Genomic DNA, 11,426 nt, shown 5'->3' on the forward strand with positions numbered 1-11,426 from the left:
TTTCCTCCTGGCCGACCGACCCGTTCACCGCCCCGCCGACGGACCCAGACGGACCTAAGTGGCCGACTCGCCGACCGGCGCGGTCCCCACGGGCCTCCGGGTCTGCGCCGCCCGCATCCGGCGGCCCCGGCGGGTCAGTCCCCAGGGCTTGAGGGTCGAGAGGGCGGTCATGAAGAGGTAGGCGGTCAGGGAGACCACCGGCCCCATCAGGATCTCGCTGGTGTCGGGCAGGGCGTGCCCGGCCGCCACGGCGGTCACGGCGTCGTTCACTCCGGGGCGCAGGGCGAGGGCGGTCGCGGTGACGGTGGCGAGGGTCAGCCAGAACTTGGTGAGCACCCATCGGTGCCGGGCCAGCCCCCACGGCGTGCCGAGGGCCAGCACCAGCCCGGACAGCAGGGTGAGGAGGGCGACCGGGAGCAGGAGCCAGTCGGCGAACAGCTTCATGGCCCGTACGGATGTCTCCACCGTCACGGCGTTCGCGGCGGTGGCCGCGGTGACCGCGAGCGCGAGCAGCCCGAGCGTGAGCCCGAGCCAGCAGGCGGCGGCGACGGCATGGACGACGAGGGAGGCCCGGCGTGCGGGGCGGCTGAGTTTCACCTGCCCCACCGTGCCGGGCAGCCGGGGTGCGGGGCATCTGACGCGGGGAGTAAGCGGACGTACTGACGTGGGCGTACGGCGCCCGGGAATCCGGGTGCGGCGGGCTCCGGCGACGGACGGGGTGGTGTCGGGCGGCGGGCCGGATCCGTGGGATCCGTCGGCTCAGTAACCCCCATGCCCCACCTGCTCCTATGATGCCTAGGTGTTCACCCGCGCCTTCCTCCACCGCGCCCCCCGAGGGGCCGCCCGGCCATGACCGTGCGGCGGCGTTCCGGTTCCGTGGTGCTGGGCCTGCTGGTGGCCCTGGCCACGCTGTTCGGCGTGGCATGTCTGTGCGCCCAGGCCAACGCCCAGGCCGGCCCCCAGCGCTCCGGACCCGCCGTGCACACCGTGCAGGGCGGCCAGAACAGCCGCGTACTCGATCTCATCTGTCTCTCCCCCGGTCACCAGGAGTGCGACGGAACACCCGCGGTGGACACCCCGACCACGGGCCCGGTCCCCCAGCCGCAGCCACTTGGGCTGCCCGCCCGCGTGGCCCCCGGCCCGGTCGAGGTCCCCACGCTCACCGTCCGGTACGCGCCGCCCCCGCGTCCGCCCGATCTCCATGTCCTGCAAGTGCTGCGCACCTGACCGGTGCTGTCACCGGTGTCCGTCATCTTCCGCTGCGCACAAAGGACTTCATCATGGCCACGGCCAAATCCAAGAACTCGGATCAGGGCAAGAACGCAGGTCAGGGTAAGAACGCGGGTCAGGGCAAGACCGGCAGCAAGGCGGCCAAGTCCGCCTCGCGCCGCGCCCGAATAGAGGAGCAGCGCCGCGCCGAACGGGCTCGCGAGCGCCGCGGCCGGGTCATCACGATCGCGGTGTCCACGGCGATCGTGCTCAGCCTGATCGGCGGTGGCTGGTATCTGCTGGATTCCGCCAATCAGCAGGAGCAGGAGCAGGCCGCCCCGGTCGAGGGCGAGCAAACGTGGGACGACCTGAGCCAGACCCACGTGGAGGAAGAGGTCGACTACCCGATGACGCCGCCGGTCGGCGGCGACCACAACGGGGTCTGGCAGAACTGCGACGGCGATGTCTACACCGAGGCGATCGCCAACGAGAACGCGGTGCACTCGCTGGAGCACGGCGCGGTCTGGGTCACGTACAACACCGAGGCGGCGGACGCGGACGTCGAGACGCTCACCGAGAAGGTGCAGAACACGCCGTACACGCTGATCAGCCCGTACGACGACTCCGACTCCCCCATCACGCTCTCGGCCTGGGGGCACCAGCTGAAGGTGACGGAGGCGTCGGATCCGCGGATAGACGAGTTCTTCGAGAAGTACATCCAGGGCAGCCAGACCCCGGAGCCCGGTGCGGCGTGCACGGGCGGTATCGGGGCGTGACCTCGCGCGGGTAGGCGGGGCGGCGGCCGGGTCCTCGGACCCGGCCGTCGCCGCGTCGGGCCATCGGACCCCACCCGAACTCCTAATCACCTTAGGACATAGGATTCCGGGGAGCTTGCCGCCCACGGAAAGAACACCCCCATGAAGACCCCGCTCCGCCCGTTCGCCGCCGTCACCGGAATCCTCCTCGCGGTCGCCCTCACCACCGCGTGCTCGTCAGAGTCCGAATCCGGCGCCGCCCCGGCCACGCGGGACGCGGCGGGTCAGGACCTGACCGTCAGCCATGTCCACGGGCTGGGCATCGACCCGGCCGACGGACAGCTGTACGTCGCCACCCATGAAGGTGTGGTCGCCGTGGCCGGGGACGGCGAGGCCCGCCGGGTCGGCGACAAGGCGGACTACATGGGCTTCACGGTGGTCGGCGCGCGGACCTTCCTCGGCAGCGGCCATCCGGAGCCGGGCAGTGCGGGTCCCGCCAACCGGGGGCTGATCGAGTCCACCGACTCCGGCAAGACCTGGAAGACCCGTTCCCTCGCGGGGACCACCGACTTCCACGCGCTGAAGTACGCGCACGACACGGTGTACGGCTACGACAGCACCAACGGCGTCCTGCGCGTCAGCGCCGACCGCACCACCTGGGACAGCCGCGCCGAACTGGCCGCCCTCGACCTCGCCGTCAGTCCCGAGGACCCGGACCTGGTGCTGGCCACCACGGAGTCCGGCGTCCTGCGCAGCACCGACGGCGGCCGGACGTTCGGCGCCCCCTCCGACACGGTCATGGGCTTCCTGTCCTGGCCGCGCGAGAACGTCCTGTACGGCGTCGACGGGTCCGGCGGCCTGCACCGCAGCGACGACGGCGGGGGGAGCTGGACCGCGTCCGGCACCGTGCCCGGCGGACAGCCGCAGGCGCTCACCGCCGTCGACGCCGACCGCGTCCTGGCCGCCACGCAGGACGGCGTGTACGAGTCCCGGGACGGCGGCCGGACCTTCACCGAACGCCTGCCGATCTCCGGCTCGGATCACTGACCATTGACCGCTGACCATTGACAGCTGACCGCTTTCCGCTGACCGCTGTCCGCGCGCGGCGTCGGCCGCGCGGGGCCGTCCGCCTACGGCCCTTCCGAGAACGGGCCGTTCGCCGTGAAGGCCAGTTCGGCGAAGCGCTCGCCCATGCGGCGGTGGGTCGCGGCGTCGGGGTGGAGCTGGTCGGGGAGGGGGAGTTCGGCGGCGTCCGACGTGCCGTAGAGGGCGCGGCCGTCCAGGTAGTGGAGGTGGGGGTCGTCGGCCGCGCGTTGCTCCACGATGCGGGACAGCTCGGCGCGCACGGTGGTCAGGGTGAGCTTGCCCAGGGGGACCTCGGCCGGGTCGCCCGCCGCCACGAAGCGGGCCTGTCCGGTGGCGAGGGAGGCGAGGTCGGGGGCGGTGGGGCCGGGGGTGGTCTCGTGGATGGGGCAGAGGATCGGCGAGATCACGAGCAGGGGCGTCGTGGGGTGGCCCTCGCGCAGGGTGTCGAGGAAGCCGTGGACCGCCGGGGTGAACGCCCGTAGCCGCATCAGATCGAGGTTGACCACATTGATACCGATCTTGACGCTGAGCAGATCGGCGGGGGTGTCCCGGATGGCACGGGCGGTGAAGGGGTCGAGCAGGGCGCTGGCGCTCAGGCCCAGGTTGATGAGGTCGGCTCCGCCGAGCGAGGCGGCGAGGGCGGGCCAGGTCTCGGTGGGACCGGCCGCGTCGGAGCCGTGGCTGATCGAACTGCCGTGGTGCAGCCACACCCTGCGGCCCCGGTCCGGCACGGGCGCGACGGGCGCGTCCGTGCGCAGCGCGAGCAGTTCGGTGATCTCGTTGTGCGGCAGCCAGATCGCCACGTCCTTCTCGCCCTCCGGCAGCCCGGCGAAGCGGACGGTGCCAGGCGGGCCGGACACCAGCTCGGCGGCGCCGGTGGCCATGTCCAGGGTGACGACATTGCCGCCGGTCGCGGTGGCACAGGCGGCCAGCCGCCCGTCGACGACGAGGTCGTAACGGCCGTCCGGGCGGGGCGGGGCACCCACGTAGGCGCGCTTGGTGGGCAGGGTGTCCAGTTCCACGGCGGTGGCCGTCGTGCGGAACTCCAGCCGGACGCCCGAGGGCTGGGACTCGGCCAGGGCGAGCTGCGGGTCGGGGCACTGCGCACGGGCGGCGGCGGGCAGCCGGTGCGGGAGCACGCCCCGCGCGGTCCGCTCCAGTTCGAGGGCTCCGCGCAGCAGGTCGGCGGTGAGGGGCGTGGTGATCCAGGAGGGGTGGACCGGGTCGGTGGGGGCGGTGTGCATGGGTGGTGCCTCGCTCGCTGGGTGGGGTGTCCTCGGCCTTGGGGAGTGGCGGGACGGTGACGTACGGCGTGCTCTACGGGGTGGGCTCGGGCCAGTTGCGCAGGAGGGAGTCGAGGGCGTCGACGATCCGCTCCCAGCTCTCCTGGGAGTCGGGGGCGCTGTGGCTGAAGCCGCCGGCCAGTTCCAGGCTGACGTAGCCGTGGAAGACGCTGCCCAGCAGCCGGACGGCGTGGGTCTGGTCGGGGCCGGTGAGGTCGTAGCCGCGCAGGATCGCCCGCATGAGCTGGGCGTGCCGGCCACCGGCACTGGCGGCTGCCGCCTCGGGGCCGAGCCGCAGCCGGGCGGCGGCGTAGCGGCCGGGGTGGGTGCGGGCGTAGTCGCGGTAGACGTCGGCGAAAGCGGCGAGCGCGTCCTTGCCCGCCCGGCCCGCGAGGGCGGCGGCGGCGCGGTCGGCGAGTTCCGCCAGGGCGAGCAGCGCGATCCTGACCTTGAGGTCCTGGGAGTTCCGCACATGGGAGTACAGGCTGGCGACCTGGACGTCGAAGCGTCTGGCCAGCGCCGACAGGGTGACCGCGTCGAAGCCCACCTCGTCGGCCAGCTCCGCACCGGCCTGCGTGAGCCGCTCGGCCGTGAGTCCGGCACGCACCATGACCCTCCTCCCTAGAACCGATAGCCATCATTCCAGTGCCATCATGTATTTACCTAATACCTTTAGGCAAATGCATTACACCTGATAGTCCGGGTTCGCCGGTGCGCGCAAGGTGCGCACGGCCGGGGACATCAGCGCCGCGCCGGTCGCGGCCACGACCAGGACGGCGCAGCACGCGAGGGCGGGGCCGGTGCCGATGGCGTCCGCGGCGGGGCCCGCGGCGAGCAGGCCGAGCGGGGCGAAGGCGAGGGAGCCGAACCATTCGTAGGAGCTGACCCGGGAGAGGGTCTCCTCCGGGATCTCGCGCTGGATGGTGGTGGCCCACAGGACCCCGAAGACATCGCCCGCGACACCCGCGCAGAACATGGCGACGGCGATCATCCAGACCGGTGCGGGTCCGGCGAGCAGGGCGAGGGGGACGGCGGCCGGGAAGGTGGCGAGGACGGCCACCAGGACCGGGCGGCCGACCCGTACCCGGGCGGCCAGTCCGGCGCCGGCGATGGTGCCGAGCGCCTGGGCGGCCACGATGACCGACCAGGCGCGGGCGCCGCCGAGTTCCTCCTCGGCCGCGAGGGGGCCCAGGACACCGACGTTGGCGTTGAGCGCGGCGACGACGACGGCGTACTGGGCGACCACCGCCCACAGCCACTGCCGGGACGCGAACTCGCGCCAGCCCTCCTTGAGATCGGCCCAGCCGGAGGTCCCCTTGGCCGGGCGGCCGGAGATCCGCAGCCGGGCGGTGAGGACGGCGCTGACGACGAAGGAGGCCGCGTTGAGGGCGAGCGCCCAGCCCGCGCCGACCCAGGCGACGGTGACGCCGGACAGGGCGAGACCGAGGAGCAGGGAGCTGTTGGTGCCGACGCGGAGCAGTCCGTTGGCCTCCTGGAGCCGCTCCGGCGGTACGACGAGGGGGACGAGTCCGTCCATCGCCGGGGCGAAGAGGGCGGTGGCCGTCCCGGCGATCACCGCGAGGACGCACAGGGCGGTCAGGGGCGCGTCCCCCGACAGGACGAGGGCCGCGAGCCCGGCGTAGGCGCCCGCGCCGATCACATCGGCGCCCACCATCAGCCGGGCCCGGGACATCCGGTCGGCGACCACCCCGCCGAGCAGGATGAACGCCAGCTGGGGCAGCGCCTGGCAGGCCAGCACCAGGGAGAGCTTGCCGGGGGTGGCGCCGGGGAGGGCGAGGACGGCGAAGCCGAGAGCGACACGGGCGAAGCCGTTGCCGAGTACGGAGATCGTCCGGGCCGCCGCGAGCAGCAGGAACTGCTCGTCACGCCACAGGACCGCACGCTGGGTCGGGAGAGTCACGGACGGGGACTGTACGAGGTGGCCGCGCCGGCAAGGACGGCAATCGGCCACCTCGTACGGAGGCGGGCGGGCGGCGCCTACGCGGTGACCGCCGCCGGGTACGTCGGGTACTCCACGCCGGAGACGTGCTGGACGACGCGGACGACCTGGCAGGAGTAGCCGAACTCGTTGTCGTACCAGAGGTAGAGGATGGCGTTGTCGCCCTCGACCTTGGTGGCGCCCGCGTCGACGACGGAGGCGTGGCGGGAGCCGATGAAGTCGCTGGAGACCGCGTCGGGGGCGACGATGAAGTCGATCTGGCGCTTGAGCGGGGAGGTCAGCGAGACCTCGCGGAGGTGGTCCAGGACCTCCTCGCGGGTGGTCTCGCGGGCCAGCTGGAGGTTGAGGATGGCGATCGAGACGTCCGGGACGGGGACGCGGATCGAGCTGCCGGTGATCCGGGCCTTGAGGTCGGGCAGCGCCTTGGTGACGGCGGAGGCGGCGCCGGTCTCGGTGATGACCATGTTGAGCGGCGCGGAGCGGCCCCGACGGTCGGACTTGTGGTAGTTGTCCAGCAGATTCTGGTCGTTGGTGAACGAGTGGACGGTCTCCACGTGGCCGCGCAGCACCCCGTACTCGTCGTCCATCGCCTTCAGCGGCGGCACGATCGCGTTGGTGGTGCAGGACGCGCAGGACAGGATCTGCTCGTCCGGCTTGATCGTGTCGTGGTTGACGCCGTGCACGATGTTCGGGACATCGCCCTTGCCGGGGGCGGTGAGGACGACCTTGTCGACGCCGGGGCGCAGATGCTGCGAGAGGCCCTCGCGGTCGCGCCATTTGCCGGTGTTGTCGATCAGGATCGCGTTCTTGATGCCGTACTCGGTGTAGTCCACGGATGCCGGGCTGTCGGCGTAGATGACCTTGATCTCGTTGCCGTTGGCGATGATGGTGCTGTTCGCCTCGTCGACGGTGATCGTGCCGTGGAACTGGCCGTGGATGGAGTCGCGGCGCAGCAGCGAGGCCCGCTTGACCAGGTCCTGGCCGCCGCTGTCGCGCACGACGATGGCGCGCAGCCGCAGGCCGTTGCCGGAGCCGGTCTTCTCGATGAGCAGCCGGGCGACGAGGCGGCCGATGCGGCCGAAGCCGTAGAGGACGACGTCACGCGGGGCGCGGCCCTCGGTCCGGTCGTCGCCGATGGCCCCGGCGACGGCCTCGGCGGTGAACTCCTCCACGCTCAGGTCCCGGTCGTCGGTCCGGTGGGCCGCGGCGAGCATGGCGAGGTCGATCTGGGAGGGGCCGAGGTCGAGCCGGGTGAGCGCCCGGAGGAACGGCATGGTCTCGGTGACCGAGAGTTCCGCGCCGGCTATCTGGCGGGCGAACCGGTGGGTCTTGAGGATGCTCACCACCGACTTGTTCACCAAGGAGCGGCTGTGCAGCAGGACGGTCACGTCCCGCTCGCGGTGCAGCTTCCCGATGATCGGGATCATCGACTCCGCGATCTCCTCGCGGGTCTTCCAGTTGGTGAACGATTCGTCATTGGCAGACACAGGCACATCTTTCGAGCTAGGAGGCGCTCATATGGTAACCGGGGGGTCTTTTGACCGGCCCACGGGCCCTCACCTGGTGTCCTCCCCTGACGTTCTCGCCTGACGTTCTCGCCCGCTGTTCTCCCCTGGCCTCCTCCCTGGATGCCCCTTGGTGTTCTCACCCGGGGGGGGGCCGCCCGCCCCGCGCTTCAGTCCTTCAGCTCCGCCAGCCAGTCGACGAGCAGCCGGCTGACCTCCTTTGGGCGCTCCTGCTGGACGAAGTGACCGGCGCCGTCGATGACGTGGGATCCGCTCAGGCCGGGCAGGGTGTGCGGGTACGCCTCGATCGCGCCGGCCAGCCAGGCGAGGGAGGCGTCGAGGCCGCCGCCGATGAACAGGGACGGCTGGGTGATCGGGGCGCCGGTGCGGTCGGCCAGGTCGGCCCAGTCCCGGTCCATGTTCCGGTAGCGGTTGAGCGCGCCGGTGAGGCCGGTGCGCTCGAACTCGCCCGCGAAGACGTCCAGCTCGCTCTCGCCGAGCCAGGCGGGGCGCGGACCGGCCGGGAAGCGGTCGCGCAGAGTGCCGCCGGGCGGGACGAAGTACGGGGAGGGGGCGTCGGGCGCGGGCATGGTGCCGGCGGACAGCGCGGCGTAGAAGCCCGCGAGCCAGCCCCGTACATCGGGCTCGATCTCCGCCTCCGCGCGGCCCGGGGTCTGGAAGTAGGAGACGTAGAACTCCTCGTCCCCGCCCATCGCGGCGAAGATCTCGCTGGGCCTCGGGCCGCCGGGCGGGGTGTAGGGCACGCTCAGCAGGCCGACCGCGCGGAAGGTCTCCGGGTGGAGCAGGGCGGAGGTGGCGGCGATGTTCGCACCCCAGTCATGGCCGACGATCACCGCCGAGCGCTCGCCGAGGGCCTCGACCACGGCGACGGTGTCCGCCACGAGGTCGAGCATCCGGTAGGCGTCCACGGACTCCGGGCGCGAGGAGCGGCCGTAGCCGCGTACGTCGAGGGCGACCGCGCGGTAGCCGGCCGCCGCCAGCGCGGGCAGTTGGTGCCGCCAGGAGTACCAGCCCTCGGGGAAGCCGTGCACCAGCAGGACCAGGGGGCCGGTCCCCTGCTCCACCAGGTGGGTCCGGCCCGCCGGGGTGGGGACCAGCCGGTGAGCGGGGGCGGGGGGCGGGGTGTGCGGCATGGTTCCTCCAGGGCCGTGGCGAGCGCCGTCGAGGCCGATCATCCGCAGGCCGCTCGGCCGCACGCCACCGCTGTTGCCGTTCCGGCAAATCCGGGGCGCCCCGCGTTGCGCCGCTCAGCCGGCGCGGCTCGGGGGTTCGTGCAGCCCGAAGCCGGAGCCCTGGTCGTCCCGGCAGAGCTTGAAGCGGCCGAAGCGGGCGGCGGAGCCGGGGTCCTCCTCGCCCTCGTCGCCGAGTTCCTCGATGGTGCCGCCCAGTTCGAGGACCTTGGCGACGGCCGCGTCCAGGTCGTCCACCCGGAAGAAGAGATACGGCGAGGCCGCCCCCTTGTCGCCGCCGTGCATTCCGCCGGGCAGTCCCGGCGTGCCGATCGCGTACCCGCGTCCGCTCGGACCGCGTTCGAGGTCCCAGCCGAAGAGCGTGCCGTAGAAGGTCCGCCCCCGCTCGGGGTCGTCCACGCCGATCTCGAAGAAGCTCGGTTCGCCCGTCATCGCATGCCTCCTGGCAAGGTGGGGACGGTGCTTGTGACCACCGTACGCAGGATGGGACGCCGCGTCCCCGCCACGGACGACCGTTGACGGCAACATGCATGAGTGATTGACTACTCACATGCCTACGGAACAGCGCCGACTCTCCACCGCCGAGGAACGCCGGGAGACCGTGCTGCGCACCGCCATCGGCGCGTTCGCGGCCCGCGGCTACTTCGGCACCACGACCACGGAGGTGGCGAAGGCGGCCGGCATCTCGCAGGCGTATGTCTACCGCCTCTTCCCGCACAAGGAGGCGCTGTTCACGGCCGTCGTCGGGCACTGCTTCGCGCGGGTGCGGGCCTCCTTCGAGGAGGGCGCCGCGCGGGCGACGAGCAGCGCGCCGGAGGCGGTCCTCGACTCGATGGGCGAGTCCTACGCCCGTCTGATCAGCGATAACGACCTGCTGATGGTCCAGCTGCACGCCCAGGCCGCCGCGGTCTCCGAGCCCGCGATCCGCGAGGCGGTCCGCGCCGGGTACGCGCGTGCCGTGGAGTATGTGCGCGGCGCCTCCGGCGGTGACGAGGAGCAGATCCAGCGGTTCTTCGCGACCGGCATGCTCTGCCATCTCATCGCCGCGCTCGGCGGGGACGAGATGGACGCCCCGTGGATGCGTACGCTGGCGGCGGGCATCAGACACTACTGACCCACCCCCGACGGGGCGACCGACCACCGGTCGCCCTTTCTCCGAACCGAGGAGTGAGTGGTCAACCACTCTCACTCTTTCCCCATTTCATCATCAACCAGGAGGAAGCCATGCACATGCACACCGTCACCCGGGCCACCGAGATCGTCCTGCCCGCCGTCGGCGAGCCCGAGTCGCTGCGGATCCGGGTCCGTGAGCTGCCGCCGCCCGGCCCGGGACAGGCCGTGGTCCGGATGGAGGCGAGCGGCGTCAGCTTCGCCGAGCAGCAGATGCGCCGGGGTAGGTACTACGACATGCCCGCGTTCCCCTTCGTCCCCGGGTACGACCTCGTGGGCGTGGTCGAGGAGCTGGGCCCGCCGGTGCCGGGGCGCCCCGGGGTCGCGGTGGGCGACCGGGTCGCCGCGCTCACCAAGACCGGCGGCTGGGCCGACCGCGTCCTGCTGGACAGCCGTGACCTGGTGCCGGTGCCGGACGGGGTGTCGGCCGCCGACGCCGAGACACTGGTGACCAATGGCGCGACGGCCTGGCGGATGCTGTTCCGCACGGCCCGGGTGAAGGCGGGGGACACGGTGGTCGTGCACGGCGCGAACGGCGGCGTCGGCAGCGTGCTGGTGCAGCTGGCCCGTGGCCATGGCGTACGCGTGATCGGCACCGCGTCCGCCCGCAATCAGCTCGCCGTCGCCGCGATGGGCGCCGAGCCCGTCGACTATCGCGGTGATGTCCTCGCCCGGGTCCGCGCACTGGCCCCGCAGGGTGTCGCGGCGGTCTTCGACCACGTGGGCGGCAAGGGCGTCGAGGACTCCTGGCGGATGCTGGCCCCGGGCGGCACGCTCGTCTCGTACGGCAGCGCCACCACCCGCGACCGGGCGGGCAGCGGCACCCTCACCGTGCTCAGGCTGGTGGCCAGGCTGGCCTGGTGGAACGTACTGCCGAACGGCCGCGGGGCCCACTTCTTCAACCTCTGGGCCGGAAAGGCCCGCCGCCCCGAGCGCTACCGGGCCGAGCTGCGCGAGGACCTGGGGCGGGTCTTCGCGCTGCTCCGCTCCGGCGGGATCGAGGCCCGCGTCGACCGCGTCTTCCCGCTGAGCGAGGCGGCGGCGGCACTGCGGCACGCGGAGTCGGGCACGGCCGTGGGCAAGGTGGTGATCACGCCGGACGCGTGAGCAGCGCCGCGAGGGGGCGGGGGCGCGGCGGGCCCCCGCCCCCGGGGGGCGGGGGCCCCGGGGGCGGGGGGCGCGGGCCACCCACCCTCGGGGGTGAGGGCGTCGAGGGTGCCGGTGGTCTCCAGCACCTCCCACTGGCG

General features: G+C 72.6%; 12 protein-coding genes. 5 read left to right on the forward strand and 7 right to left on the reverse strand.

The window, feature by feature from the left end; all coding sequences use genetic code 11:
- Window positions 1-54: 54 nt before the first annotated feature.
- Window positions 55-597 (reverse strand): DUF2269 domain-containing protein, encoded by a 543-nt coding sequence (locus tag ACFXAZ_RS30645; protein ID WP_384597796.1) that lies wholly within the window; start codon window positions 595-597, stop codon window positions 55-57.
- Between the two features lie 252 nt (window positions 598-849).
- On the opposite strand from ACFXAZ_RS30645, the gene ACFXAZ_RS30650 reads away from it, so the two are divergent.
- The 3 genes from ACFXAZ_RS30650 (at window position 850) to ACFXAZ_RS30660 (ending at window position 3,011) form a co-directional block, all read left to right on the forward strand.
- Complete coding sequence (locus ACFXAZ_RS30650) at window positions 850-1,227, forward strand: hypothetical protein (protein WP_384597798.1); 378 nt, start codon at window positions 850-852, stop codon at window positions 1,225-1,227.
- A gap of 53 nt (window positions 1,228-1,280) precedes the next feature.
- Entirely contained in the window at window positions 1,281-1,985 is a 705-nt protein-coding gene (locus ACFXAZ_RS30655; protein WP_384597800.1) for a DUF3105 domain-containing protein, read from the forward strand.
- Between the two features lie 141 nt (window positions 1,986-2,126).
- The gene (locus tag ACFXAZ_RS30660; RefSeq protein WP_384597802.1) at window positions 2,127-3,011 is read left to right on the forward strand and encodes a F510_1955 family glycosylhydrolase; all 885 of its coding nucleotides are present in this window, start codon (window positions 2,127-2,129) and stop codon (window positions 3,009-3,011) included.
- A gap of 83 nt (window positions 3,012-3,094) precedes the next feature.
- Here ACFXAZ_RS30660 and ACFXAZ_RS30665 read toward each other — a convergent pair whose 3' ends face one another.
- From ACFXAZ_RS30665 to ACFXAZ_RS30690, 6 genes are all read right to left on the reverse strand, one after another.
- Entirely contained in the window at window positions 3,095-4,294 is a 1,200-nt protein-coding gene (locus ACFXAZ_RS30665; protein WP_384597804.1) for a GDSL-type esterase/lipase family protein, read from the reverse strand.
- 73 nt (window positions 4,295-4,367) lie between these two features.
- The gene (locus ACFXAZ_RS30670; protein ID WP_384597806.1) at window positions 4,368-4,943 is read right to left on the reverse strand and encodes a TetR/AcrR family transcriptional regulator; all 576 of its coding nucleotides are present in this window, start codon (window positions 4,941-4,943) and stop codon (window positions 4,368-4,370) included.
- Window positions 4,944-5,018: 75 nt separating this feature from the next.
- A complete protein-coding gene (locus ACFXAZ_RS30675) occupies window positions 5,019-6,254 on the reverse strand; it encodes an MFS transporter (protein WP_384597808.1) in 1,236 nt (411 codons plus the stop codon).
- Window positions 6,255-6,331: 77 nt separating this feature from the next.
- Window positions 6,332-7,780, reverse strand: a complete 1,449-nt coding sequence (locus ACFXAZ_RS30680; protein ID WP_384597810.1) for a glyceraldehyde-3-phosphate dehydrogenase — start codon at window positions 7,778-7,780, stop codon at window positions 6,332-6,334.
- A 188-nt stretch (window positions 7,781-7,968) separates the two neighbouring features.
- Window positions 7,969-8,952, reverse strand: a complete 984-nt coding sequence (locus tag ACFXAZ_RS30685) for an alpha/beta fold hydrolase (protein WP_384597812.1) — start codon at window positions 8,950-8,952, stop codon at window positions 7,969-7,971.
- A 114-nt stretch (window positions 8,953-9,066) separates the two neighbouring features.
- On the reverse strand, window positions 9,067-9,441 hold the full coding sequence (locus ACFXAZ_RS30690) for a VOC family protein (RefSeq protein ID WP_384597814.1): 375 nt from the start codon (window positions 9,439-9,441) through the stop codon (window positions 9,067-9,069).
- Between the two features lie 118 nt (window positions 9,442-9,559).
- Here ACFXAZ_RS30690 and ACFXAZ_RS30695 point away from each other — a divergent pair, with 118 nt between their 5' ends.
- Both ACFXAZ_RS30695 and ACFXAZ_RS30700 read left to right on the forward strand, forming a co-directional pair.
- Window positions 9,560-10,123 (forward strand): TetR/AcrR family transcriptional regulator, encoded by a 564-nt coding sequence (locus ACFXAZ_RS30695; protein ID WP_384597816.1) that lies wholly within the window; start codon window positions 9,560-9,562, stop codon window positions 10,121-10,123.
- 110 nt (window positions 10,124-10,233) lie between these two features.
- The gene (locus ACFXAZ_RS30700; RefSeq protein ID WP_384597818.1) at window positions 10,234-11,286 is read left to right on the forward strand and encodes a medium chain dehydrogenase/reductase family protein; all 1,053 of its coding nucleotides are present in this window, start codon (window positions 10,234-10,236) and stop codon (window positions 11,284-11,286) included.
- Window positions 11,287-11,426 lie beyond the last annotated feature (140 nt).

This window comes from Streptomyces sp. NPDC059477 (assembly GCF_042749375.1).
Classification (GTDB): Bacteria; Actinomycetota; Actinomycetes; order Streptomycetales; family Streptomycetaceae; genus Streptomyces.